The sequence below is a fragment of the Enterobacter sp. FW301-JW81 genome (assembly GCF_058788735.1).
Map to the genome: position 1 here is coordinate 66,572 of NZ_JBYTBA010000009.1, position 25,151 is coordinate 91,722.

Genomic DNA, 25,151 nt, shown 5'->3' on the forward strand with positions numbered 1-25,151 from the left:
ATTTCCCGGTTTGCGATGGGTCAGGTATAGCACAGACTGGCGGATCTCGGTGTTTTTACCAGAACATGATAAAGTGAGGGTTTTCCGTCCTATAACATCCGGGGTGCTACATGGATAAGTCCACAAAAGAGCTGTTAGCGCAGGCCGAAAAGCTGTGCGCGCAACGCAATGTGCGCCTGACTCCGCAGCGCCTTGAAGTATTACGTCTGATGAGCCTGCAGCAGGGTGCAATCAGCGCCTACGATCTGCTCGACCTGCTCCGCGAAAGCGAGCCGCAGGCGAAACCGCCGACGGTCTACCGCGCGCTGGATTTCCTGCTGGAACAAGGATTCGTGCATAAAGTAGAGTCCACAAACAGCTATGTGCTGTGCCATCTGTTCGATCAGCCAACGCATACATCGGCGATGTTTATCTGTGACCGCTGTGGGGTTGTGAAAGAAGAAGGCGCGGAAGGCGTGGAAGACATTATGCATTCGCTGGCCGCTAAAATGGGCTTTGCCCTGCGTCATAACGTGATTGAAGCGCACGGGCTGTGTTCAGCGTGCGTTGAAGTGGAAGCCTGTCGTCATCAGGACGCGTGCCAGCATGACCACTCTATACTCGTGAAGAAAAAGCCGCGTTAGCGACAAAAGAAAAGGCGGCTTAGAGCCGCCTCGTGGGTTATTCAGCGTTACCAGCGGTAGTCGTTACGGGTTTCCCAGTCTTTGACTTCGTTTTCCGCCTGATCTTTCGCGTAGCCGTAACGTTCCTGAATTTTACCGACAAGCTGATCGCGTTTACCTTCAATGACGGTCATATCGTCATCAGTCAGCTTACCCCACTGTTCTTTCGCTTTACCTTTGAACTGCTTCCAGTTGCCGCCGATTTCGTCTTTATTCATCATCGTGTCCTCTTAGTTAAGCGTCGGGTCGTAACGTCCGTTACGTTCTTTTCTGCTGGACGTGATAATTATTGTAGTTAAGGATTCGGCTGTTGGTTTCATATTCGGAATCTTTAACCGTCACGATATATCGTGACGCGAGGGGAACCAGGTATTGTCCCGCCAGTGGCGCCGCCAGATAAAAGCCAGCGATAACCCCCGCAGCGAGAGGAAGACGGCAAGGGCCAGCCATAAACCGTGGTTGCCAAGCCACGGTAGCGTCAACAGCGTCAGGCCAAATCCGGCCGCCGCGACAGCCATGCTGTTACGCATTTCGGCTCCGCGCGTCGCACCGATAAACATGCCGTCCAGGAGATAACACCAGACGCCGACCACCGGTAAAATCACCTGCCAGATAAGGTAATGGCCCGCCAGCTCGCGCAGTGAAGAAAGAGAGGTGAGTAACGCCACAATCTGCTCGCCAAAACAGGCATAAACCAGACCAAACGCCAGCGCGACCAGTCCCGACTGACGGCAGGCTGCCCGCCAGACATCCTGTAGCTGCCCGCTTTCGCGCGCGCCATACGCCTGCCCAGAATGCGCTTCAACCGCATAGGCAAAGCCGTCCAGCGCGTAGGCGGTAAAGGTCAGAAGCGTCATCAATACCGCGTTGACCGCGACGATTTCGGGCCCCAGCCGGGCCCCGAAAACCGTCAGCGCGCCGAAACAGAGCTGAAGAAGCAGCGAGCGCAGCATGATGTCACGGTTGAGCGCCAGCAGCTTACGGATATTCCCGCGCCAGGCGGTTTTAAGCAGCGCAAGGGAGATCCCGCGCATCGCCAGAACGCGCCAGACCATCCACAAACCAATAATAAAGGTTCCGTATTCTGCAATCGCGGTCGCCAGTGCCGCACCCTGCACGTTCATATGCAGACCCATCACCAGCCAGATATCCAGCACGATGTTGAGAAGGTTACCCACTACCAGCAAAATCACCGGTGCACGGGCGTACTGTACGCCCAGGAGCCAGCCCAGCAGAACCAGGTTAGCCAGCGAGGCGGGCGCGCTGAGCCAGCGGATTTCAAGAAAACGTCGCGCCTGCTCCAGTACCGCTTCGCTGCCGCCAACGATATGAAGCGCAAGGTCAATCAGGGGAGCGCGCAGTAAAACGATTAACGCCCCCGCGCCAAGCGCAAGTATCAGCGGCTGCACCAGCGCGCGAGCCAGACGCAGCGGATCTTTTGCGCCATAAGCCTGTGCGGTCAGTCCGGTGGTGCTCATGCGCAAAAAGAGCAGCAGCATAAACAGGAAGCTGGTTGCCGTCGCGCCAATCGCCACGCCGCCAAGATAAACAGGCGAATCAAGATGACCAATAACGGCAGTATCGACCAGACCCAGCAAGGGCACGGTGATATTGGAGAAAATCATTGGCAGAGCAAGACGCCACAATGCCTTATCGGATGCCGTCAGCAGTGACATGAAAAATACCGGGAGCAGAAAATGAATCAGGCTACAGCGGAGCCGTAGCCTGTCAGGAAGAGATTAAAGCCATTCACCGTTGCGAATAACCCCAACCGCCAGTCCTTCGATAGAGAAGTTATGTTCACGGAGATCCACCACAATCGGGGAGAACTCGTTGTTTTCAGGCAACAGCTGGACGGTGTTACCCTGCTTTTTAAGGCGCTTGACGGTGACTTCGTCATCGATGCGTGCGACCACGACCTGGCCGTTGCGCACATCCTGCGTTTTGTGAACCGCAAGCAGATCGCCGTCAAGAATACCGATGTCTTTCATTGACATACCGCTTACGCGCAGCAGGAAATCAGCGCTCGGTTTGAACATGGCTGGATCGACCTGATAGTGGCCTTCAATATGCTGCTGTGCCAGTAAAGGCTCACCCGCAGCAACGCGCCCCACCAGCGGAATGCCCGTCTCTTCTTCCACCAGCAGGCGGATACCACGTGACGCGCCCGAAACAATCTCAATCACGCCCTTACGTGCCAGCGCTTTCAGGTGTTCTTCGGCAGCATTCGGAGAACGGAAGCCCAGACGCTGCGCGATTTCCGCACGCGTGGGTGGCATACCCGTCTGGCCGATATGATCCCGGATGAGATCAAACACCTCTTGCTGCCTGGTCGTTAACGCTTTCATTCCGCCCCCTGGGTGTATATACAGTTATGCTGTGAGTATATACAGTCAAAGGCGATTTTGGAACCAAAAACTGCACAAAAAACCAGGGACTTAATTATTCCTCGAGGCTCATCGGAAATGTGACCAAAGCAGCGTGACCCAGGTGATAACGGCAGTAATAATTGACAGCAGCACGGCAGCAGAGCCCATGTCTTTTGCCCGGCCAGCGAGTTCGTGGAAATCAGAGCCGATACGGTCAACAACAGCCTCAATAGCGCTATTAAGAATTTCCACTATCATCACCAGAAGCACGGAGCCGATCAGAAGTACGCGTGTTATTGCATCAACATCAAGGAAACAGGCGATAATCACCGCGATGATAGCGGCGACGCCCTCCTGGCGAAAAGCGGCTTCATTGATCCACGCGGCGCGGAAACCTTTCCAGGAATAGCCGGCGGCTTTGATGATTCGAGTTAACCCAGTGGTATTATTGGCCATTAAAAGAACCTTTTATTGGAAATAGCGTCAGTAACTATAGCTGTAGCGCGTTTCGCTGCCGCTTGAAGTATGACGGGTAACAACAGAAATTTTGCGCGCTTTCTGTTATCCTTGCGCCGCAATTGCATTATTAACCAGAGGCTTTACATCGTTTATGTCCGGCTGGCCACGAATTTACTACAAATTACTTAATTTACCATTAAGCATCCTGGTAAAAAGCAAGTCTATCCCAGCAGAACCCGCGCTGGAATTGGGGCTCGATACGTCGCGTCCTATTATGTACGTTTTGCCTTATAACTCGAAGGCAGACTTACTGACGCTTCGCGCCCAGTGTCTGGCGCATGACCTACCTGACCCGCTTGAACCGCTGGAAGTTGACGGCACCCTGCTGCCGCGCTACGTGTTCATTCATGGCGGACCTCGCGTGTTTACCTATTACACGCCAAAAGAAGAGTCCATCAAGCTGTTCCATGACTATCTCGACCTGCACCGCAGCAATCCTGACCTGGATGTGCAGATGGTGCCGGTATCGGTGATGTTTGGTCGCCGTCCGGGCCGTGAAAAAGGTGAAGAGAATCCACCGCTGCGCATGCTTAACGGCATCCAGAAATTCTTCGCGGTCTCCTGGCTGGGACGCGACAGCTTTGTGCGCTTCTCGCCTTCCGTTTCGCTGCGTCGAATGGCGGACGAGCACGGCACCGACAAGATCATCGCGCAAAAACTGGCGCGCGTGGCGCGTATGCACTTCGCCCGTCAGCGCCTGGCTGCCGTAGGGCCACGCCTCCCGGCGCGTCAGGATCTGTTCAACAAGCTGCTGGCTTCCAAAGCGATTGCCCGCGCCGTAGAAGACGAAGCGCGCAGCAAGAAAATTTCGCATGAGAAAGCCCAGCAGAACGCCATTGCGCTGATGGAAGAGATTGCAGCGAACTTCTCTTACGAGATGATCCGCCTTTCCGATCGTATTCTCGGCTTTACCTGGAACCGCCTCTACCAGGGCATCAACGTTCATAACGCCGAGCGCGTACGTCAGCTGGCGCACGATGGCCATGAAATTGTCTATGTTCCCTGCCACCGCAGCCACATGGACTACCTGCTTCTTTCCTATGTCCTCTATCACCAGGGGCTGGTGCCGCCGCACATCGCTGCCGGCATCAACCTGAACTTCTGGCCAGCAGGCCCGATTTTCCGCCGCCTGGGCGCCTTCTTTATCCGGCGTACCTTTAAGGGCAACAAGCTCTACTCCACCGTATTCCGTGAATATCTCGGCGAGCTGTTCAGCCGCGGCTATTCCGTGGAGTACTTCGTGGAGGGCGGCCGTTCCCGTACCGGACGTCTGCTCGATCCTAAGACCGGCACGCTGTCGATGACCATTCAGGCCATGCTGCGCGGAGGAACCCGTCCCATCACGCTGGTGCCAATCTACATTGGCTATGAGCACGTAATGGAAGTGGGCACTTACGCCAAAGAGCTGCGCGGTGCGACCAAAGAGAAAGAGAGCCTGCCGCAGATGCTGCGCGGCCTGAGCAAGTTACGCAACCTGGGCCAGGGCTACGTGAACTTTGGCGAGCCGATGCCGCTGATGACGTATCTGAACCATCACGTTCCGGAGTGGCGCGAGTCCATCGACCCTATCGAAGCGATCCGTCCGGCCTGGCTGACGCCAACGGTCAACGGCATTGCGTCCGAGTTGATGGTGCGCATTAACAACGCCGGGGCGGCTAACGCCATGAACCTGTGCTGTACGGCGCTTCTCGCTTCGCGCCAGCGCTCGCTGACCCGTGAACAGCTGACGGAACAGCTGGATTGCTATCTGGATATGATGCGCAACGTGCCATATTCGGTCGATTCAACCGTGCCTTCTGCGACCGCCAGTGAGCTTATCGATCACGCGCTGCAGATGAACAAGTTTGAAGTCGAAAAAGACACGATCGGCGACATCATCATTCTGCCGCGCGAGCAGGCAGTGCTGATGACGTACTACCGCAACAACATCACCCATATGCTGATGCTGCCGTCGCTCATGGCGGCCATCATCACCCAGCATCGCCGCATCTCGCGTCAGGAGCTATTGCGTCACGTTGATACGCTCTACCCGATGCTGAAAGCGGAGCTGTTCCTGCGCTGGAGCAAAGAAGAGCTGGCGGGCGAGCTGGACAAACTGACGGAAGAACTGCGCCGCCAGGGGCTGATCACCGTCACGAATGACGAGCTGCACATCAATCCGTCACGCTCCCGTACCCTGCAGCTGCTGGCGGCCGGTGCGCGCGAAACGCTGCAGCGCTACGCCATTACCTTCTGGCTGCTGAGTGCGAACCCGTCTATCAACCGCGGTACGCTGGAAAAAGAGAGCCGGACGCTGGCACAGCGCCTGTCCGTTCTGCACGGCATTAACGCCCCTGAATTCTTCGACAAAGCGGTCTTCAGTTCCCTGGTGCTGACGCTGCGTGACGAAGGCTTTATCAGCGATACGGGCGATGCCGAACCGGAAGAGACGCTGAAGGTATACCAGATGCTGGCAGAGCTGATCACCTCGGACGTGCGTTTGACGATTGAGAGCGCCACGCAGGGCGAATGATGTGAAAACGCCGGGTGGTGGTCTCACCTTTCCCGGCCTGCTGTCTGCATAATAAAAAGGCCCGGTAAGCGCTAACGCTACCGGGCCTTATTTTTAAGCCGTTTTAAATCACCGCATTTAGCTCAGCAGCGTAAAGGCAATCATCCCGACAATCGCACCCGTCGTGCCGAGGATGGTTTCCATCAGCGTCCAGGTTTTCAGGGTCTGCGCTTCGGTGGCGCCGGTGAATTTACCGAACAGCCAGAAGCCTGCGTCGTTAACGTGGGAGACCACAATCGAACCGCCCGCGATACAGATAGACAGCGCGGCCATCTGCGCACCGGAGTAGTTCAGCTGTTCAATTACCGGCATCACCAGGCCCACGGCGGTTAAACATGCCACGGTTGCAGAACCCTGGATAATACGCACCGCCGCAGCCAGCACAAAGCAGGTTACCGCAATCGGCAGGCCCATTCCGGTCAGCGCCTCACCCAGAGCCGGGCCTACGCCAGAATCCACCAGCACCTGCTTGAACACGCCGCCTGCACCGATCACCAGCAGGATGATACCCGCAGGCTGCAGCGCGGCACCGCAGATCTCCATCACCCGGTCTTTCGGCATCCCCTGACGCATCGCCAGGCCGTAAATCGCCACCAGACAGGCCACCAGGATCGCCGTAAACGGATGGCCGATGAACTCGAACCACTCGTAGGCGGAAGACCCTACCGGCACAAAGCGCGCGGCGATAGTTTTCAGCCCCACGAGAACCAGCGGCAACAGGATCAGCGACAGGCTAAAGCCGAAGGACGGCATTTTGCCTTCGCCCAGGTGCGGCTCGGTGATGTCGTCAGGAATGTGCAGCTCAACGTAACGGCTGATGAAGTTGCCCCAAAGCGGGCCGGCAATAATCATCCCCGGGATCGCCGCGCACAGGCCAATCAGAATCATCCAGCCAAAGTCAGCGTGCATCTGGGAGGCCAGCAGCATCGGCGCGGGTCCGGGCAGCAGAAACGCTGCGGCCGCCGCCACGCCCGCAAACAGCGGAATAACCAGCTTCACGAGGTTAGTGCCGGTATGGCGAGCCATGGAGAACGCCACGCTAATCAGCAGCACCACGGCGACTTCGAAGAACAGCGGCAGCGCGCAAATCAGCCCCGCCAGGCCTATCGCATAGTGCGCGCGGCTGTGGCCAAAGGATTTCAGCATTTTGACGGCAATCTGGTCGACCGCGCCCGTCTCGTGCAAAATCTTGCCAAACATCGCGCCAAGCGCGACCACAATCGCCAGGAAGCCCAGCGTGCCGCCCATCCCTTTTTCCATCGTCGCGGCGATCTTGTCGAGCGGCATACCGGAAAAGAGACCTGCACCAATAGAAACCACCATCAAAGCAACAAAGGCGTGCATACGCGCCTTCATCACTAAAAACAGCAGCAGCAATACGGAACCCACTGCTGTCAAAACTAGCGTCAATGTACTCAAAACTTACTGCCTTTTATTAATGACCTCGATGGTGCTGGCAACAACACCTTCCAGTGACTGATCGATATCAACCACTAAGACGTCTTTCTCGTCTTCACCCGGCTCCTGCAGCGCTTCGAACTGCGTCACCAGCATCTGAGTTTTGAAGAAGTGACCCTTACGCGCCTTCAGGCGGCTTTCAATCACCTCGAAGTCTCCTTTCAGGTAGATGAAAGAGAGGTTCGGGTTGCCGTCACGCAGCAGGTTGCGATAGGTTTTTTTCAGCGCGGAGCAGACGATCAGGGAAACTTTATTGGTGCGCTGCATGGCGAACGCGGCGTCATTCAGCGCCTGCAACCACGGCTTGCGGTCGTCGTCGTTCAGCGGCTCGCCGGAGGCCATTTTCATGATGTTGCTGCGCGGATGGAGGAAGTCGCCATCAAGGAACGCAGCCTGGAGTTGATGCGCCACTTCGCTGGCTACGGCTGATTTCCCGCTACCGGAAACGCCCATCAGGACGTAGACGTGGTGATCGTGATTAGTCGTGCTCAAAGGGTGTCCCTCAGTCAATTGTTACGGGTAACAGTTATCGGTAACATTGTCCTGCCGGGGCAAAAGAGAAGCAATATCCAAACGTGCGCGAAGTGAATAAGTGTGAGCTACTTCAAATTTGTCAGTTCAAATAGATCCACCCGGTGACAAGGTGAAACCTAAATCTAACATTTTTGGGGTAACCGTCTCGCCACGAATGCGCGCCAGCAGGCGTTCTGCGCCAATGCGGCCCATACGTTCACGTGGGGTCAGGACGCTCGCCAGACGCGGCTCCATCACCTGGCCAATGTCGTGGCCGTGGAAGCCGGCGATCGCCATATCATCAGGGATCTTCAGCCCCAGACGCTGACACTCAAACGCCGCGCCGACCGCAAGGTCATCGTTGGTACAGAAAATACCGTCCAGTTGCGGATACTCACGTCGCGCCTGACGCATCAGCTCAATACCCGACGTATAGGAAGAGGACTGCTCCACCATCACGCTGTAAGGGGTTAAGTTCGCGTCGAGCATCGCCTGCTCGTATCCCTTCTGTTTGATGATAGTACGTTCATCAAGTCGCGCACCCAGGTAGGCAATATGACGATGCCCGCGAGCGATAATTGCCGCCGTCATCTGACGCGCCGCTTCGAAGTTATCAAAGCCCACGGCGATGTCGAGGCACGGCGACTGGCTGTCCATCAGTTCCACCACCGGAATGCCGGCGACTTCAATCATTTTGAGCGTGCGGGCTGTGTGGGTACGTTCGGTTAAAATCAGGCCGTCAATGTTCCAGGAAAGCATCGATTCCAGACGTTCCTCTTCCAGTTCCGGCTTGTAACCGTAGTGGGCGAGCATGGTCTGGTAACCAAAAGCATCGGTGACGCTTTCAATGCCGCGCAGAACTTCGGCGAACACCTGGTTGGTTAAGGACGGCAGAAGGACGCCCACCGCGCGGCTGGTCGCATTCGAGAGAATATCGGGTGCGCGGTTGGGGATATAACCCAGTTCATCAAGGGCAGCGGCAATCTTGCCACGCAACGCCACGGAAACCTGTTCCGGGTTACGTAAAAAACGGCTGACCGTCATTTTGGTCACACCGACGCGATCGGCGACATCCTGAAGTACGGGGCGTTTCTTTTTCATCGTCCTGAGAAATCTTGAAGTGAGAGATTTTCTCAGTTTATCACGGACAAAGCCCATCCTTCCCCTGTCATAGGGAAGGATGGGCATTTATTTATGATTTATTACACCGGCGGCAGGTCAAACAGCAGAATTTCACTTTCGCTGTCGGCATGCACGGAGAGCGCCTGCTCGTCCCAGATTGCCAGACCATCGGCGGTTGTCGCTTTGGTGCCGTTGATGGACACTTCACCTTTCACCACCTGGATCCAGACGCGGCGGTTAGCGGCAATCTGATGCACAGACTGTTCATCTTTCGCCAGCGCCCAGCGGTACAACTCCATATCCTGATGCACTTTCAGGGAACCTTCACGCGCGTCCGGGGACAGTACCAGCTGTTTGCCCTGTTTCGCGTCAAAGCGGCGCTGCTCGTAGCGCGGCGTGATGCCGGTTTCTTCTGGAATGATCCAGATTTGATACAGGTGCAGTTTTTCCGTTTTGCTCGGGTTGTACTCGGAGTGACGTACCCCGGTACCCGCGCTCATAATCTGGAACTCGCCCGCCGGAACCTGCTCTTTGTTGCCCATGCTGTCCTGGTGCTCAACCGCGCCTTCCAGCACATAGGTCAGGATTTCCATGTCTTTGTGCGGGTGGGTACCAAAGCCCTGGCCTGCGTCAATCACGTCGTCATTAATCACGCGCAGTGCGGAGAAGCCCATGAAGTTCGGGTCGTAGTAGTCGGCAAACGAGAATGAATGCCATGAGTCCAGCCAGCCATGATTCGCGTGACCACGTTCGTTTGCTTTGCGTAAGTAGATCATTGTTTTCACCCTCAGTTCGTTTCGATGGAGTAAGTGTGGACGCAAACGGTCTGGGATCATAGAGGGTGAAAATTGACTCCTCTGTTCAAAAATTATGAACAAGCGCAGAGGAGCCTTTTTTGCTTATTTCGCGAGGGTTACCGTGGCAGGAGAGGCCTGTTCGAAGGCCCGCTCAAGGATTTCCAGGTTGGTCAGAACGTCAGATTCCTTGACGTAATTCGGCGTGCCGTTGGCGAGGGTCTCAAACAGCGCATCGTACACGCGGCCGTAGTCACCCGCTTCGGGTTTGAGTTCTTCCCTGACCGTCACGCCCTCGTCGTTCACATACTCCAGCACGCCAACGGAATCATCCGCCGCAAATCCCGGCTCACCGGGCATAACGTTGGCCTTCAGGCTGGTCTCCTGCTGGTCAATGCCGTACTTAATAAACGAGCCTCGGGTCCCGTGAACGATAAATTTCGGATAGTCGATTTTCACCAGATGGCTGGTCTTGACGATGGCTTTGAGGTCGCCGTAGAACAGCTGCGCTTCAAAGGTATCGTCCGGGTTGGCTTTATTCCGCAGGCTGCGGATGTCATAAGTGACATGATCCGGGCGGCCAAACAACGAGATGATCTGGTCCATGGTATGGACGCCCAAACCATAGAAGGAGCCATCCTGCGGCAGCCCGGGCTGGGTTTCCGCCACCGGGCGGTAGTAGTCGAAGTGGCTTTCAATTTCCACAATGTCGCCGAGCTTGCCGCTATCAATCGCCTTTTTCGCCGTCAGGAAGCAGCTGTCGAAGCGACGGTTCTGATACGGCGTAACGGTCAGGCCTTTGCTTTTCGCCAGCGCGAACAGTTCCTTCGCTTCGGCGATAGTCGGGGTGAAGGGCTTTTCTACCAGCACGTTTTTGCCCGCTTCGAGCGCGCACTTAGCGTAGTCGAAGTGGCTGTCGGCGTGGGTACAGACGATGACCAGTTTAACCTGCGGGTCGCCCAGTACCTCGTCGAGATCGCTGGTGAAATGAATATGGGAATACTGCGGGGATTGCTCTTCCGGCTTCGCGCGGCGGCGATAGATATGGGCCACGTGCCAGGTATCTTTACGGTGAAGAACATACGGAAGGTGGTAACGCGTGGTGCTTTTGCCAAATCCAATAAATGCGCAATGTAGTGTCATGGCTCAGTCCTTTTTAAGGTTACTGAGTCTAACCATAACAAAAAAAAAGCCAGCGAGAAGCTGGCTAAAGTAATACTGGAAGCAATGTGAGCAATGTCGTGCTTTCAGGTTCCCGTAGCGGTCTTCCTGAATGCAGAGCAATAATAATCATTCTCATTCGCACTTGTCCAATACTTTTTGCAAAAATTAGCGGTTGACTCAAATTTTAAAGTCATTGATGTTGGAAGGGACGTTTAACTGACTGAGGAATAAGGAATGAGTGAAATAGTGATACGCCACATCGAACCCAGCGATGCAGAAGCTTTGCGTGACATCATGTCGCATCCTGATGTGTATCACGACACGCTACAGCTCCCTCATCCCTCAATGGAAATGTGGCACGAACGCGTTGCGACAAAACCAGGCCGACGCCATCTTGTTGCCTGTCTGGAACAGCGCGTTATCGGACATATGGCGCTGGACGTGATGGAAAACCCCCGTCGCAGCCACGTTGCCACATTCGGCATAAGCGTGGCTGCGGATATGCAGGGGCGCGGCGTAGGCCGCAGGCTCATGAGCGAAATGATTAACCTGTGCGACAACTGGCTGCGCATTGAACGCATAGAACTGACGGTCTTTGCCGATAACCCGGCGGCAGTCGCGCTCTATAAAAATTTTGGCTTTGAAATCGAAGGGACCGGCAGGAAATTTGCCCTGCGCAACGGCGAGTATGTGGACGCGTATTATATGGCGCGGATGAAGTAGTTTATTGCCCTCACCCTAACCCTCTCCCATAGGGAGAGGGAATGAAAAACCCAGGCCGGGTAAGGCGAAGCCGCCACCCGGCAACAACACATCAATACCCCGCCGATAAATCATCCACCGACCGCGGGTCCGACGCGCCAAACAACGCCCCGTCTGGACCCACCATAATGCTCTGGGTGCTGCCCATCGCCTCTTTCACCGCTACCTTCTGCCCGCGCTGCTCCAGCAGTTTAATCGTATCCGGGCTAAAGCCCTTCTCGACGCGCAGCTCGTCCGGCAGCCACTGGTGGTGGAAACGCGGGGCGTTGGTCGCTTCGGCGACGTTCATTCCAAAGTCGATGCTGTTCACCACCATCTGCAGCACGGTAGTGATAATACGGCTACCGCCCGGGCTACCGGTCACCAGCCAGGTTTTACCATCTTTCACCACGATAGTCGGCGACATGGACGACAGCGGGCGTTTCTTCGGCCCTACCGCATTCGCATCGCCGCCCACCAGCCCGTAGACGTTCGGCACGCCCGGCTTGGCGGAGAAGTCATCCATCTCGTTGTTCAGCAGAATGCCGCTGTTGCCCGCCACAATTCCGGTACCAAACGTGGTGTTGAGCGTGTAGGTCACCGCTACCGCGTTACCGTCTTTATCCACCACCGAGAAATGGGTGGTCTGGTTGCTTTCATACGGCGCCAGCTTGCCTGGGCGGATCTCGCTCGACGGCTTGGCCTTGTTGATATCAATCTGGTCGGCAATGGATTTGGCATACGCCTTGTTAGTCAGCGCCTGCCACGGCACCTTCACGAAGTCCGGATCGCCGAGATATTCCGACCGGTCGGCGTAAGCGCGTTTTTCCGCTTCCGCCATCACCTGCATGGCATCCGCACTGCCGAAGCCGAACTTGTGCATGTCGAAGTTTTCGAGAATGTTGAGGATCTGCACGATGTGAATGCCCCCGGAAGACGGCGGCGGCATGGAGAACACCTCGTAGCCGCGGTAGGTTCCGCTAATCGGCTCGCGCTCCACCGCTTTGTATTCTGCCAGATCGGCTTTGGTGATGAGCCCGCCGTTCTTTTGCATCTCTTCAGCAATCTGGTCAGCAATCGCCCCTTTGTAGAAAGCGTCCGGGCCGTGCTCCGCAATCAGCTCCAGGCTTTTGGCGAGGTTTTTCTGCACCAGCCTGTCGCCCTTCTTCAACGGCTCACCGTCTTTCCAGAAGATCGCTTTGCTGTTTTCATGATTCGGAATAACTTCGCTGCCGTAGGTTTTGAGGTCGTCCGCCAGCGCATCGTTTACCACAAAGCCGTCGCGCGCCAGCTTGATGGCAGGCTGCACCACTTTATTCAGCGGCAGGGTGCCGTATTTTTCCAGCGCCAGCGAGAAGCCTGCGACGGTGCCCGGCGTGCCGGAGGCGAGGTGCGACGTCAGGGATTTTTTGCTGTCAGGGTTACCCTGATCGTCGAGGAACATATCGCGGGACGCCTGAGCAGGCGCCATCTCGCGGAAGTCGATGGCCGTCGTTTTGCCGTCTTTGGTGCGCAGCATCATAAAGCCGCCGCCGCCCAGGTTCCCCGCCTGCGGGTGCGTCACCGCCAGCGCATAGCCGACGGCGACCGCTGCATCAACCGCGTTACCGCCCTGCTTGAGAATATCGACGCCCACTTTGGTTGCCAGAGCATCCACCGACGCCACCATGCCATGGGTTGCCCGCACGGGATGAAAAACATCCTCCTCCACGCCGTAAGAAACAGGAGGAGCCGCTGGCGAGTTGGCCGCCACGCTAAATGTGCCGCCGGCCATCAGCGCAGCGATTGCTACCCAGCGCAAAAACGTTGGTTTCATCATTATTGTTCTCCAGGTGAAGGGATCCATATTCCCCGCTTAAGCCTGGTTCACAACTCCTAAAAAATCATCGTCATGGTGAAATCAGGGTAAACTTAAGAGAGACCTCAAAAGGAGGAAATGACAATGAAACGCTTACTGATTCTTACGGCGCTGATCCCGTTTGCCGCGCTCGCACAGCCACTGAACACCATGAATAACCCGAACCAGCAGGGTTATGTTATCCCGAGCCAGCAGCGCATGCAGACCGAGATGATGAGCCAGCAGCAACAGCAGAAAGGGATGCTGAATCAGCAGCTGAAAACGCAGACCCAGATGCAGCAGCAGAGCCTGCAAAATCAGATGAATACCAACACGCAGCGCGTGCAGCAGGGACAGGTACGTGAACAGCCGCTGCCCAATAAAAACGGCGGGATGTTAGGCGGCATGACGTCGTCAGGCAGCGGACAGCAGCATATGCTGCCGCCGCAGTCGAACGGCAGTATGCTTAATCCGCAGAACTAAAGTTCGGGCCGATGATGTCAATCGCATCGGTACAGATGCTGTCCACGCCCCAGCGCAGCAGCTCGGCCGCGCGCTGGGGCTTGTTGACCGTATAAACCAGAATATGCAGACCCGCCGCTTTCAACATCTTCACCCGCGCCTCATCCAGCAGCCTGTGGTTGAGATGAATAGAGACACACGCTAAGCGGGTCGTCAGCTCGCGCCAGTCTTCGCGCCACTCGTCCAGCAGCAGCCCGCGCGGCAGTTCCGGCACGGCCGCCTGTGCCGCTTCCAGGGCGTCAACTTCAAACGAGGAGAGCAGCGGCGGCGTCATGCCTTCCCACAGCTCACGCGCGGCCAGCGCGATAACCTTGCCCGTTAACGGCCCAGTACCGGTGGTCGGTTTGATTTCGATATTGGCCATCATGCCGTGCTGGCGGCAGCGATCTGCCACTTCCGCCAGCAGCGGCAGCGGCTCGCCTTTGAATTCGCCGCTGTACCAGCTTCCGGCATCTACCTTAAGCAGATCGCGCCACGGCAATTCACCCGCCACGCCCCAGCCGTTGCTGGTGCGTTCGAGGTTATCGTCATGCAGCAAGAAAATTTCGCCGTCTTTCGACAGCTTGGCGTCGAACTCGATCATCGTGTGGCCGTAGCGCGCGCCAACGTCAATCGCCGCCAGCGTGTTTTCCGGCGCCAGCTTACCGCCGCCCCGGTGGGCGACGATGTGGGGATAAGGCCAGTTGCTCATACTCGTTGTCCTGTTTCACCGTCAAAGAAGTGCAGGTGATTTTCCGGCAGGTGCAGCCACAGCGTGCTGCCTGCTTTCGGGCGTTCCTGATGCGCTAAACGCACCACTATTTTTTGCTCACCCCAGCGTCCGTGCGCCAGGTTATCTGCACCCAACATCTCCAGCGTGTCCATCACCAGCGGCACGCCGCCGTCCGCCTGAGAGGTTAAACCAAAATGCTCCGGGCGGATACCGAGCGTCATCTTACGCCCGGCGTGGCCACGATAGTACCAGTTGATGGGCAATGCCATCCCGCTTTCCAGTTCAAAGTGGGTGCCCGCGCTGCTGATCCGTCCTTCCAGCAGGTTCATTGCCGGGCTGCCGATAAAGCTCGCCACAAAGCGGGTAGCCGGTTTCTCATACACCTCCACCGGGGTGCCAATCTGCTCGGCGATGCCTTTGTTCATCACCATCACGCGCTGGGCGAGGGTCATGGCTTCGACTTGATCGTGGGTCACGTACAGGGAGGTGGTTTTCAGACGACGGTGCAACTGCTGCAGCTCAAGACGCATCTGCACGCGCAGCTTGGCGTCGAGGTTAGAGAGCGGTTCGTCGAACAGGAACACCGCCGGATCGCGCACGATGGCGCGCCCCATCGCCACGCGCTGGCGCTGGCCGCCGGAGAGCTCGCGCGGGCGGCGCTTCAGCAGGCCGTCCAGCTCCAGAATGCGTGCCGCCTCTTTCACGCGCTCCTCGATATGGCCTTTTCCCATCCCGCGGATTTTCAGCCCCCAGGCCATGTTCTCTTCCACGCTCATGTGCGGATAAAGCGCGTAGTTCTGGAACACCATCGCGATGCCGCGATCTTTGGGCTCCATCTCGGTAACGCGCTGGCGGTCAATCCAGATATCTCCGGACGTCACGCGCTCCAGCCCCGCCACCATGCGCAGCAGGGTGGATTTGCCGCAGCCGGACGGGCCGACCATGACGATGAATTCCCCGTCCGCCACGTCGAGCGTCAGCGGCTGAATCACCTGGGTTTTACCGTCCCAGCTTTTGGTTACTGCCTGAAGTTTTAAACCTGCCATCTTATTTCTCGCTATCGACCAGGCCGCGGACAAACGCACGCTGCATGGCTAAAACAATGACTACGGGTGGGATAAGGGTGAGCAGCATCGCCGCCATCACCTGGTTCCAGAGGGTGGTGCCTTCGCCGGTGGCGATCATGCCTTTGATGCCCGCGACGGCGGTGCCGAGGTTGACGTCCTGAATAATCAGCAGCGGCCACAGGTACTGGTTCCAGCCGTAGATAAAGGTGATCACAAACAGCGCCGCGAGGTTGGTTTTCGACAGCGGCAGCACAATGTCGCGGAAGAAGCGCATCGGCGAGGCGCCGTCGATGCGGGCGGCTTCAATCAGCTCGTCCGGCAGGGTCATAAAGAACTGGCGGAACAGGAAGGTGGCGGTCGCCGAGGCCATCAGCGGCAGGGTTAAGCCCGCGTAGCTGTCGAGCATCTTCAGGTTGGCGATCACCTCCACCGTCGGGAAGATACGCACCTCCACCGGCAGCATCAGGGTGATGAAAATCATCCAGAAGAACAGGTTACGCAGCGGAAAGCGGAACCAGACGATGGCGAACGCCGAAAGCATCGACACCGTGATTTTGCCGACGGTGATGCCAAACGCCATGATGAAGCTGTTGAGCATCATCAGCCAGAACGGCGCGCTGTTGGCACCCACGCCCTGGGTCCAGATGGTTTTTATGTTCTCGAAAAGATGTGTGCCGGGGATCAGCGTCATCGGCGTGTCGAACACCGCTTTGGTGTCCAGCGTGGCGGCGACAAACGCCACGTACAGCGGGAACAGGATGACGATAATTCCTAAAATCAGCATGGTATGGCTGAAAATCGTCAGCCCGCGACGGTTCTCAATCATTGGTAGCGCACCTTACTTTCGACATAGCGGAACTGCACCACCGTGAGGATGATAACGAGGAACATCAGCACGACCGACTGCGCGGCGGAGGCTGAAAGATCCAGACCGGCGAAGCCTTCGCGGTAGATCTTATAAATCAGCGTGGTGGTGGCCTGTACCGGGCCGCCCGCGGTGGCCGCGTCGATCACCGGGAAGGTGTCGAAGAAGGCGTACACGAGGTTGACCACCAGCAGGAAAAAACTCACCGGGGCGATCAGCGGCAGCGACAGCCTGAAGAAGCGACGAATAGGCCCTGCGCCGTCAATCGCCGCCGCTTCCACCAGCGAGCGCGGGATGGACTGCAGCGCGGCAAAAAAGAACAGGAAGTTGTAGCTGATCTGCTTCCACACAGAGGCGAACACCACCAGGAACATTGCCTGACCGCTGTTCTGGGCATGGTTCCAGTCGTAGCCCAGTTCGGCCAGGAAGTGGGTAATCAACCCGCGCCCCGGGTTAAACAGGAAGATCCACAGCACGGCGGCGACGGCGGGGGCCACGGCGTACGGCAGCAGCATCAGCGTTTGATAAATACGGCTGCCGCGCACCACGTAATCCACCAGCGCGGCAAAGAACAGCGAGGCGACAAGGCCGCTCACGGTGACCAGCGCGCTGAACTTCATCGTCGTCCAGAAGGAGTCCAGGTAGTAGCTGTCATGCCACAGGGCAGCGAAGTTATCCAGGCCAACAAACTGGCTGGAAAGCCCGAACGGATCGACGCTTTGTACCGAGTACCACAGCGCTTCGCCCGCAGGCCAGATAAAGAAGATAACGGTGATGACCAGCTGCGGCGCGACCAGAAGATAGGGCAGCCAGCGGGAACGGAACACCGGACGGGATGATGACATTGAGATTTGGTTCCTGAACAATGCCGGGTGGCGGCTACGCCTTACCCGGCCTACATGGGGCACATCGTAGGCCCGGTAAGCAAAGCGCCACCGGGCATTTTTTTACGATTTGGTCGACTGCTCAAAGCGGCGCAGCAGCTGATTCCCGCGCTCTACCGCTGAATCCAGCGCCTGCTGTGGCGTTTTCTTCCCAGTCCACACGCTTTCCAGCTCTTCATCAACGATGGTGCGGATCTGCGGCATGTTGCCCAGGCGCAGGCCTTTGGTGAACGGCAACGGCGGCTTGTTCAGCATCTGGCGCGTCGCGATATCCGCACCCGGGTTCTTGCTGTAGAAGCCCTGCTCGCGGGTCAGGTCATACGCGGCTTTGGTAATCGGCAGGTAGCCGGTCTTCTGGTGCCATTCGGCCGCGTTTTCCGGCTTCGCCAGGAAGTCGAGGAACTCGGCCACGCCTTTGTAGGTGCCTTTGTCCTTGCCCTGCATCACCCACAGGCTCGCCCCGCCGATAATGGCGTTCTGTGGCGCGCCCTTCACGTCAGCGTCGTATGGCATCATGCCCACGCCGTAGTTGAATTTGGCGTAGTGACGGATATCGGCCAGCGAGCCGGACGAGGCGGTGGTAATGGCGCAGTCACCGTTGTAGAACTTCTCGGTAGATTCGTCTTTACGCCCGAAGTAGCTGAAGTCGCCCTTCTTGTTGAGTTCTTCCAGCAGCGCGATGTGCTTCACCTGCTCCGGCTTGTTGAATTCCAGCACCGCATCGGTGCCGTCGAAGCCGTTGTTTTTTGTCGCAACCGGCAGGCCGTGCCAGGCGCTGAAGTTTTCAATCTGGATCCAGCCCTGCCAGCCGCTGGCGTAACCGCACTTCATCCCCGCCGCTTTCAGCTTCGCGGTGTATTCGGCCAGGTCTTGCCAGGTTTTTGGCGGCTGCTCCGGGTCTAAACCGGCTTTTTTGAAGGCATCTTTGTTGTAGTACAGCACCGGCGTAGAGCTGTTAAACGGCTGGGACAGCAGATGCCCGGTTTTGGAATCGGTGTAATAACCCGCCACGGTTGGCACGAACTGGGATTCGTCGAAGTTGATACCCGCGTCTTTGAACACTTCATACACCGGCTTAATGGCTTTGGAGGCCATCATGGTCGCGGTACCCACTTCATAAACCTGTAACAGCGCAGGGGCGTTACCGGTACGGAAGGCGGCGATGCCCGCGCTCAGGCTCTGCTCGTAGTTGCCTTTGTACACCGGCACAATTTTGTAATCCGGATGGGTGTCGTTGAAACGCTGCGCCAGGGAGTCAACTTCTTTACCCAACTCCCCTTCCATGGAATGCCAGAACGGAATGGTCGTCACAGCCATTGCGTTCGTCGCAAAAGCCAGACCCAGTGCCAGACCCAAAGCTGTGTGTCGTAACGATGTCATTGTCATCTCTCTTATTGTGCCGGATGCGCGATATCACGCGTTTTATGCTCGCGAGGTAACATGACATGCTCGAATGACAGAAAAATAACTGTTTGTTTACAGATAAGTGACAGCCAGGCGTCAGGGGGATGATGGTTGTGTGAAGGGGGATTGGGTGCGGTCTGGTGCCCTCACCCCGACCCTCTCCCACGGGGAGAGGGAGAAAAGCGATCGGTTCCCTCTCCCTTGAGGGAGAGGGTTAGGGTGAGTGGGAAATGCGATTAACCGCCTAAATACGCGCTCCGCACCGCCTCGTTCGCCAGCAGCGCGTCGCCGGTATCGGAGAGCACCACGCGCCCGTTCTCCAGCACGTAGCCACGATCGGCGAGCTTCAGGGCCTGGTTGGCGTTCTGCTCGACGAGGAAGATGGTCATCCCCTCTTTACGCAGCTGCTCGATGGTGTCGAAAATCTGCTGGATGATGATCGGCGCCAGACCGAGCGACGGTTCGTCCAGCAGCAGCAGGCGCGGCTGGCTCATCAGCGCGCGGCCAATCGCCAGCATCTGCTGCTCGCCGCCGGACATGGTGCCCGCACGCTGAATGCGGCGCTCCCACAGGCGCGGGAAGAGTTCATACACCCACTTAATGCGGGTCTGGTATTCATCGCGGTGGGCGAAGAACCCGCCCATCGCCAGGTTCTCTTCCACCGTCATGCGGGAAAACACGCGACGTCCTTCCGGAACAATCGCCACCGCCTCGCGCATAATTTTGGCCGTCTGCCAGTCGGTAATGTCTTTGCCATCAAACACAATCCGCCCGCTGCTGGCGCGCGGGTCGCCGCACAGGGTGCCGAGCAGCGTGGTTTTGCCCGCGCCGTTGGCCCCGATCAGGGTGACGATTTCACCCTGATTGATATGCAGGCTGACGTCATGCAGTGCCTGGATCTTGCCGTAGTGCGCATTGACCTTGTCGAACGTTAACATCGCTTTTTCCATCTTATGCCTCACCAAGGTATGCGCGGATCACGTCCGGGTTGTTGCGGATCTCTTCCGGCGTGCCGTTTGCCAGCGGCGTGCCCTGGTTGACCACGTAGATACGGTCAGAAATGCCCATCACCAGCTTCATGTCATGCTCAATCAGCAGAATGGTGGTGTCGTGATGGTCGCGCAGCTCGGCAATCAGCTCGTCCAGCTCTTTAGTCTCTTTCGGGTTGAGCCCTGCCGCCGGTTCGTCGAGCATAAGGATCTCCGGCTGCGTCACCATGCAGCGCACGATTTCAAGGCGACGCTGGTCGCCGTAGGCCAGGTTGCTCGCCTGACGGTTGGCGTGCTGCAGCAGGCCAATTCGGTCAAGCCAGGTGGCGGCGCGGTCGAGCGCTTCATCCTGCGCGCGGCGGAAGGCCGGGGTCTTCAGCAGGCCGGAGAACAGCCCGGTTTTCAGCTGCTGATGCTGTGCCACCAGCAGGTTCTCAATCACCGTCATCTCGCGGAACAGACGCACGTGCTGGAAGGTACGCACCACGCCCATGCGGGCAATCTGCTGGCCCGGTAATCCTTCAAGATGCTGGTCGCGCAGCATGATGGTGCCCCCCGTCGGCTTGTAGAAGCCGGTCAGGCAGTTGAAGACCGTGGTTTTCCCCGCGCCGTTCGGGCCAATCAGGGAGACAATCTCTTTCTTGTGCAGATCCAGATTCACGTTGTTGACCGCCAGCAGGCCGCCAAAGCGCATCATCAGGCCGTTAACGGATAATAATGGCTGACTCATGCCTGCTCTCCTTTCGCTTGCCCGTTCTTCAGCTTCAGCTGTGGACGGGTCATCGGCAGCAGGCCCTGCGGACGCCAGATCATCATCAGCACCATCAAACCACCCAGCATCAGCATGCTGTATTCGTTAAAGTCGCGCATCAGCTCGCGCGAGACCACCAGCAGGATGGCCGCGAGGATAACGGCAAACTGCGAGCCCATCCCGCCGAGTACCACAATCGCCAGCACGAAGGCCGATTCGGCAAAGGTGAAGGATTCCGGGCTAACGAAGCCCTGGCGCGCGGCAAACAGCGTCCCGGCGAAACCGGCAAACGCGGCGCTAATGGTGAACGCGGTCAGCTTGATGCGGGTCGGGTTCAGGCCCAGCGAGCGGCAGGCGATTTCATCTTCGCGCAGCGCTTCCCACGCGCGGCCCAGCGGCATGCGCAGCAGGCGGTTAATCACGAACAGGGTAATCACCACCAGCAGCAGCGCCACCAGATAGAGCCAAATCACGCGGTCGGACGGGTCGTATTTCACGCCGAAGAAGTTGCTGAAAGTGTCCCAGCCGCCTTCGCGGGCGGTACGGCTGAACTCCAGGCCGAAGAAGGTCGGTTTCGGGATCTGGCTGATGCCGTTCGGGCCGCCGGTCACTTCAGTATTATTCAGCAGCAGGATACGGACGATTTCGCCGAAGCCTAAGGTCACAATCGCCAGGTAGTCGCCGCGCAGGCGCAGCACCGGGAAGCCAAGCAGGAAACCGGCGGCGGCAGAGACCAGCCCCGCCAGCGGCAGGCAGGTCCAGAAGCCGAGGCCGTAATAGTGGTTCAGCAGCGCAAAGGTATAGGCGCCGATGGCGTAGAAGCCGCCGTAGCCCAGCACCAGCAGGCCAGACAGCCCCACCACCACGTTCAGACCGAGACCGAGAATCACGTAGATCATGGTCAGGGTGGCGATATCTACGGTTCCGCGCGAGACCACAAACGGCCACGCCACGGCGGCGACCAGCAGCGCCACGAGGAACAGCTTCTGCTTAACGGTAGAACCGTCGATTGCCGGCAGGACGAATTTCGGCCCGGAGACGTTTTTCAGCGTCTTCTGGAAGAGCGGACGCAGCAGCTGGAACAGGAATACCACGGCAGTGCCGATAAACACCCACTGCCAGCGGATGTCGGGGGCGGTATCCACCACCAGCTTCGTGCCGTCCAGACCTAACTGGACGCCCATAAAGACGCCCGCCAGCACGAAGAACATGGCGGCAGAGAGCAGCGCCATTGCAAAATGCATCGGTTTCATACTTTCTCTACCTCCGGACGGCCCAGAATACCGGTAGGCATTACCAGCAGAACCAGAATCAGCAGGGCAAACGACACCACATCTTTATATTCCGTACTCAGGTACGCCGAAGAGAGCGCTTCCGCCACGCCCAGGATCAGGCCGCCGATCATCGCGCCCGGAATACTGCCAATACCGCCCAGCACCGCTGCGGTGAAGGCTTTCATCCCGGCCATAAAACCGATGTACGGGTTGATCACGCCGTAGAACTGGCCGAGCAGGACGCCTGCGACGGCCGCCATCGCGGCGCCAATCACGAAGGTCAAGGCAATCACGCGGTCGGTGTTAATGCCGAGCAGACTCGCCATCTTCAGGTCTTCCGCGCAGGCGCGGCAGGCACGCCCCATGCGGGAGTAGCGAATGAACAGGGTCAGGGCGAGCATCGCAATAAAGGTCACCACCCAGATAACCAGCTGCATGGTGGTGATAGAGGCAGAGAAGTTTTCGCTGGCCCCCACAATCCACTGGCCGTTAAACAGGCTTGGCAGCGCCACGTCGCGCGAGCCTTCGGTCAGGCTGACGTAGTTTTGCAGGAAGATGGACATACCAATCGCGGAGATGAGCGCAATCAGGCGCTTGGAGCTGCGCACCGGCCGGTAGGCCACGCGCTCGATGCTCCAGCCGTAGGCGCTGGCAATCACAATCGCGCCGACAAATCCGGCGGCGACCAGCAGCCAGCTGCTGTCGATGCCCATCATCATCAGCGCGGCGATGATCATAAAGGAGACATAGCTACCGATCATGTAAACCTCGCCGTGGGCGAAGTTAATCATGCCGATAATGCCGTAAACCATCGTATAGCCGATGGCAATCAGCGCGTAGGTGCTTCCCAGCGTGACGCCGTTAAACATCTGCTGCAGGAAATAGAGAAACTGCTCGGACATATGCAAACCTTTTTATACCCGCCCGTCAGTCCGGGCGGTGGGATAATTATTTGGCGGCCGAGGACGAACCGTCGGCGTGCCACTTAAAGACACCAAACTCAAATCCCTTCAGATCGCCTTTCTCATCCCAGTTCAGCGGCCCAATCACGGTGTTCGCCCCGTGTGCTTTTAAATCTTTCACCAGATCCAGCGGTTCTTTGCTGCCGGTACGGTCCAGCGCGGTGGCCAGAGACTGTACGGCCGCGTAGGTGATCCAGACGTACGGACCGCTCGGATCCTTCTTCTGCGCCTTGAGCGCATCAACGATAGCCTTGTTGGCCGGATCCTGGTCATAGCGTTTTGGCATCGTCACCAGCATGCCTTCGGCAGAATCCCCGGCGATGTTTGACAGGGAGGCGTTACCCACGCCCTCAGGCCCCATAAACTGGGTTTTCAGGCCGGTCGCGCGCGCCTGGCGCAGCATCTGCCCCATTTCCGGGTAGTAGCCGCCGTAGTAAACGAAGTCGATATTCTCTTTTTGCAGACGGGCGATCAGCGCGGAGAAGTCTTTCTCACCGGCGGTAATGCCGTCGAAGAAGACGATGTTCGCGCCGCCTTTTTTCAGGCCGTCCTGAACGGAGCGCGCCAGGCCTTCGCCGTACTGCTGTTTGTCATGAATGATGGCAATGCGCTGCGGTTTAACCGTCTCGAGGATGTATTTCGCCGCGGTTGGCCCCTGGGAGGAGTCCAGACCGGCGGTACGCATAATGTGCTGGTAGCCGCGCTGGGTCAGCTCCGGATTGGTGGCGCCCGGAGTGATCATCAGAATGCCTTCGTCTTCGTAGATATCAGACGCGGGCTGGGTGGAGGATGAGCACAGGTGGCCGATTACGTACTGGATGCCATCGTTAACGATTTTGTTGGCGACCGCGACGGCCTGTTTAGGATCGCAGGCGTCGTCATATTCCACGCCCACCAGCTTGTCGCCTTTGATGCCGCCTTTAGCATTGATGTCTTTGATGGCCTGGCGCGCGCCGTTGAACTCCATGTCACCCCACTGGGCAACAGGGCCGGACATTGCACCCACTACCGCAACTTTAATGTCCTCCGCCATAGCGGCATGCGAGATCGACAGTGCGACCATCCCCGCGATTAACGTCTTCGCGTTCCTTTTCATCTCTGAATCCCCATTCGTGATGTCGTGTTTATATTTTGTTTTATTATGGTTAAAAAGCATTCTGTACTTTTAATGAACAACGCTATTTTTACCAGTGCCTTTAATGGTTTAGCGCAGTTTTTTATCAAAAACCAGACTAAAATCTCTATTTTTCAGGCGATTAAGCAAAGATAATATTCTGAAATCAGGCAGAGATAAACAAATAAAAGTGCAGTTTGCAGCATAAAATAACGGTACAAAGCGCCGAATAAATCACTACCATTCAGGTTAAAATTCTGCTTATTTTTCGATCCGTGTGTTTTCAAACTGCCCATTGCGTTGTCAAAAAACTAATCACCTGGCGAATGGGAATAAAAAGAGGAAGCCGCTGAGTGGATAAATTGAGTACACTGCCCTTACTCAATTTGATTTGGACAAGTAGCTAATGAAACTGACTATCGTGCGTCTGGTGACCTTTAGCGACCAGGATCATATCGACCTGGGCAAAATCTGGCCGGAATATTCCCCTTCGTCGCTTCGCGTCGATGAGACCCACCGCATTTATGCCGCGCGTTTTAACGAGCGCCTGCTGGCTGCGGTTCGCGTGACCCTGAGCGGCACAGAAGGAGCGCTGGACTCGCTGCGCGTGCGTGACGTCACCCGTCGGCGCGGCGTGGGCCAGTATTTAATTGAAGAAGTAATCCGTGAAAACCCGAGCGTGACCTCCTGGTGGATGGCAGACGTGGGCGTGGAAGACCGCGGCGTGATGGCGGCGTTTATGCAGGCGTTAGGGTTTACGGCGCAGGAGAGCGGGTGGGAGAAGCGCCAGAGTTGACGTGTGCTGCCTGATCTGTGCGGCCTGATGCCCTCACCCCAGCCCTCTCCCACGGGGAGAGGGTGCAAACACTAAAATGGC

The 25,151-nt window shown here is 57.2% G+C and carries 25 protein-coding genes; 5 read left to right on the plus strand and 20 right to left on the minus strand.

Features of this window, described 5'->3' with window-relative positions; translation table 11 throughout:
- Window positions 1-110: 110 nt before the first annotated feature.
- Window positions 111-623: a zinc uptake transcriptional repressor Zur gene (zur, locus tag AC3WOK_RS21990; RefSeq protein WP_047345602.1), complete on the plus strand. Its 513-nt coding sequence runs from the start codon at window positions 111-113 to the stop codon at window positions 621-623.
- Between the two features lie 47 nt (window positions 624-670).
- Here zur and AC3WOK_RS21995 read toward each other — a convergent pair whose 3' ends face one another.
- From AC3WOK_RS21995 to AC3WOK_RS22010, 4 genes are all read right to left on the minus strand, one after another.
- Entirely contained in the window at window positions 671-880 is a 210-nt protein-coding gene (locus tag AC3WOK_RS21995; RefSeq protein ID WP_014882139.1) for a CsbD family protein, read from the minus strand.
- Window positions 881-1,000: 120 nt separating this feature from the next.
- Window positions 1,001-2,338: an MATE family efflux transporter DinF gene (gene dinF, locus AC3WOK_RS22000; RefSeq protein ID WP_059312945.1), complete on the minus strand. Its 1,338-nt coding sequence runs from the start codon at window positions 2,336-2,338 to the stop codon at window positions 1,001-1,003.
- A gap of 63 nt (window positions 2,339-2,401) precedes the next feature.
- Window positions 2,402-3,010 carry a transcriptional repressor LexA gene (gene lexA, locus AC3WOK_RS22005; protein ID WP_024906710.1) on the minus strand — a complete coding sequence of 203 codons (609 nt, stop codon included), beginning with the start codon at window positions 3,008-3,010 and terminating at the stop codon, window positions 2,402-2,404.
- 108 nt (window positions 3,011-3,118) lie between these two features.
- A complete protein-coding gene (locus AC3WOK_RS22010) occupies window positions 3,119-3,487 on the minus strand; it encodes a diacylglycerol kinase (protein ID WP_492355111.1) in 369 nt (122 codons plus the stop codon).
- Window positions 3,488-3,641: 154 nt separating this feature from the next.
- On the opposite strand from AC3WOK_RS22010, the gene plsB reads away from it, so the two are divergent.
- Window positions 3,642-6,062 (plus strand): glycerol-3-phosphate 1-O-acyltransferase PlsB, encoded by a 2,421-nt coding sequence (plsB, locus tag AC3WOK_RS22015; protein ID WP_492355112.1) that lies wholly within the window; start codon window positions 3,642-3,644, stop codon window positions 6,060-6,062.
- A gap of 117 nt (window positions 6,063-6,179) precedes the next feature.
- On the opposite strand, the gene gntU is transcribed toward plsB, so the two are convergent.
- The 5 genes from gntU to AC3WOK_RS22040 form a co-directional block, all read right to left on the minus strand.
- Entirely contained in the window at window positions 6,180-7,520 is a 1,341-nt protein-coding gene (gntU, locus tag AC3WOK_RS22020) for a gluconate transporter (protein WP_010436459.1), read from the minus strand.
- Between the two features lie 3 nt (window positions 7,521-7,523).
- The gene (gntK, locus tag AC3WOK_RS22025; protein WP_492355113.1) at window positions 7,524-8,051 is read right to left on the minus strand and encodes a gluconokinase; all 528 of its coding nucleotides are present in this window, start codon (window positions 8,049-8,051) and stop codon (window positions 7,524-7,526) included.
- Window positions 8,052-8,177: 126 nt separating this feature from the next.
- Complete coding sequence (gntR, locus tag AC3WOK_RS22030) at window positions 8,178-9,173, minus strand: gluconate operon transcriptional repressor GntR (RefSeq protein ID WP_021242747.1); 996 nt, start codon at window positions 9,171-9,173, stop codon at window positions 8,178-8,180.
- A 101-nt stretch (window positions 9,174-9,274) separates the two neighbouring features.
- Window positions 9,275-9,970: a pirin family protein gene (locus AC3WOK_RS22035; protein ID WP_000639796.1), complete on the minus strand. Its 696-nt coding sequence runs from the start codon at window positions 9,968-9,970 to the stop codon at window positions 9,275-9,277.
- A 123-nt stretch (window positions 9,971-10,093) separates the two neighbouring features.
- Entirely contained in the window at window positions 10,094-11,131 is a 1,038-nt protein-coding gene (locus AC3WOK_RS22040) for an oxidoreductase (RefSeq protein WP_492355114.1), read from the minus strand.
- Window positions 11,132-11,386: 255 nt separating this feature from the next.
- Between AC3WOK_RS22040 and yhhY the strand changes: the two genes are divergently transcribed.
- The gene (yhhY, locus tag AC3WOK_RS22045) at window positions 11,387-11,875 is read left to right on the plus strand and encodes an N-acetyltransferase (RefSeq protein ID WP_047345606.1); all 489 of its coding nucleotides are present in this window, start codon (window positions 11,387-11,389) and stop codon (window positions 11,873-11,875) included.
- Between the two features lie 91 nt (window positions 11,876-11,966).
- Here yhhY and ggt read toward each other — a convergent pair whose 3' ends face one another.
- Window positions 11,967-13,709 carry a gamma-glutamyltransferase gene (ggt, locus tag AC3WOK_RS22050; protein ID WP_492355123.1) on the minus strand — a complete coding sequence of 581 codons (1,743 nt, stop codon included), beginning with the start codon at window positions 13,707-13,709 and terminating at the stop codon, window positions 11,967-11,969.
- Between the two features lie 126 nt (window positions 13,710-13,835).
- On the opposite strand from ggt, the gene AC3WOK_RS22055 reads away from it, so the two are divergent.
- Entirely contained in the window at window positions 13,836-14,213 is a 378-nt protein-coding gene (locus AC3WOK_RS22055) for a DUF2756 family protein (protein WP_063958100.1), read from the plus strand.
- Here AC3WOK_RS22055 and ugpQ read toward each other — a convergent pair.
- The 10 genes from ugpQ to livK form a co-directional block, all read right to left on the minus strand.
- Entirely contained in the window at window positions 14,197-14,943 is a 747-nt protein-coding gene (gene ugpQ, locus AC3WOK_RS22060; protein ID WP_492355115.1) for a glycerophosphodiester phosphodiesterase, read from the minus strand. The two genes, AC3WOK_RS22055 and ugpQ, sit on opposite strands and share 17 nt — an antisense overlap.
- The gene (locus tag AC3WOK_RS22065; RefSeq protein ID WP_492355116.1) at window positions 14,940-16,010 is read right to left on the minus strand and encodes a sn-glycerol-3-phosphate import ATP-binding protein UgpC; all 1,071 of its coding nucleotides are present in this window, start codon (window positions 16,008-16,010) and stop codon (window positions 14,940-14,942) included. Before AC3WOK_RS22065 ends, ugpQ begins: the two co-directional genes overlap by 4 nt.
- Before the next feature lies 1 nt (window position 16,011).
- Window positions 16,012-16,857, minus strand: coding sequence for a sn-glycerol-3-phosphate ABC transporter permease UgpE (gene ugpE, locus AC3WOK_RS22070; protein ID WP_063958086.1), 846 nt, complete (start codon window positions 16,855-16,857; stop codon window positions 16,012-16,014).
- Window positions 16,854-17,741, minus strand: coding sequence for a sn-glycerol-3-phosphate ABC transporter permease UgpA (gene ugpA / locus AC3WOK_RS22075; RefSeq protein ID WP_059312952.1), 888 nt, complete (start codon window positions 17,739-17,741; stop codon window positions 16,854-16,856). Before ugpA ends, ugpE begins: the two co-directional genes overlap by 4 nt.
- Before the next feature lie 102 nt (window positions 17,742-17,843).
- On the minus strand, window positions 17,844-19,160 hold the full coding sequence (ugpB, locus tag AC3WOK_RS22080; protein WP_301512242.1) for a sn-glycerol-3-phosphate ABC transporter substrate-binding protein UgpB: 1,317 nt from the start codon (window positions 19,158-19,160) through the stop codon (window positions 17,844-17,846).
- A 260-nt stretch (window positions 19,161-19,420) separates the two neighbouring features.
- Window positions 19,421-20,134, minus strand: coding sequence for a high-affinity branched-chain amino acid ABC transporter ATP-binding protein LivF (gene livF / locus AC3WOK_RS22085; RefSeq protein WP_047345613.1), 714 nt, complete (start codon window positions 20,132-20,134; stop codon window positions 19,421-19,423).
- 1 nt (window position 20,135) lies between these two features.
- The gene (livG, locus tag AC3WOK_RS22090; RefSeq protein ID WP_008500101.1) at window positions 20,136-20,903 is read right to left on the minus strand and encodes a high-affinity branched-chain amino acid ABC transporter ATP-binding protein LivG; all 768 of its coding nucleotides are present in this window, start codon (window positions 20,901-20,903) and stop codon (window positions 20,136-20,138) included.
- A complete protein-coding gene (gene livM / locus AC3WOK_RS22095) occupies window positions 20,900-22,177 on the minus strand; it encodes a branched chain amino acid ABC transporter permease LivM (RefSeq protein ID WP_047345614.1) in 1,278 nt (425 codons plus the stop codon). Before livM ends, livG begins: the two co-directional genes overlap by 4 nt.
- Window positions 22,174-23,100: a high-affinity branched-chain amino acid ABC transporter permease LivH gene (gene livH / locus AC3WOK_RS22100; protein ID WP_013099131.1), complete on the minus strand. Its 927-nt coding sequence runs from the start codon at window positions 23,098-23,100 to the stop codon at window positions 22,174-22,176. Before livH ends, livM begins: the two co-directional genes overlap by 4 nt.
- A gap of 46 nt (window positions 23,101-23,146) precedes the next feature.
- Complete coding sequence (gene livK, locus AC3WOK_RS22105) at window positions 23,147-24,256, minus strand: high-affinity branched-chain amino acid ABC transporter substrate-binding protein LivK (protein WP_008500098.1); 1,110 nt, start codon at window positions 24,254-24,256, stop codon at window positions 23,147-23,149.
- A gap of 424 nt (window positions 24,257-24,680) precedes the next feature.
- Here livK and panM point away from each other — a divergent pair, with 424 nt between their 5' ends.
- Window positions 24,681-25,070, plus strand: coding sequence for an aspartate 1-decarboxylase autocleavage activator PanM (panM, locus tag AC3WOK_RS22110; RefSeq protein WP_047345615.1), 390 nt, complete (start codon window positions 24,681-24,683; stop codon window positions 25,068-25,070).
- The last annotated feature ends 81 nt before the right edge of the window (window positions 25,071-25,151 follow it).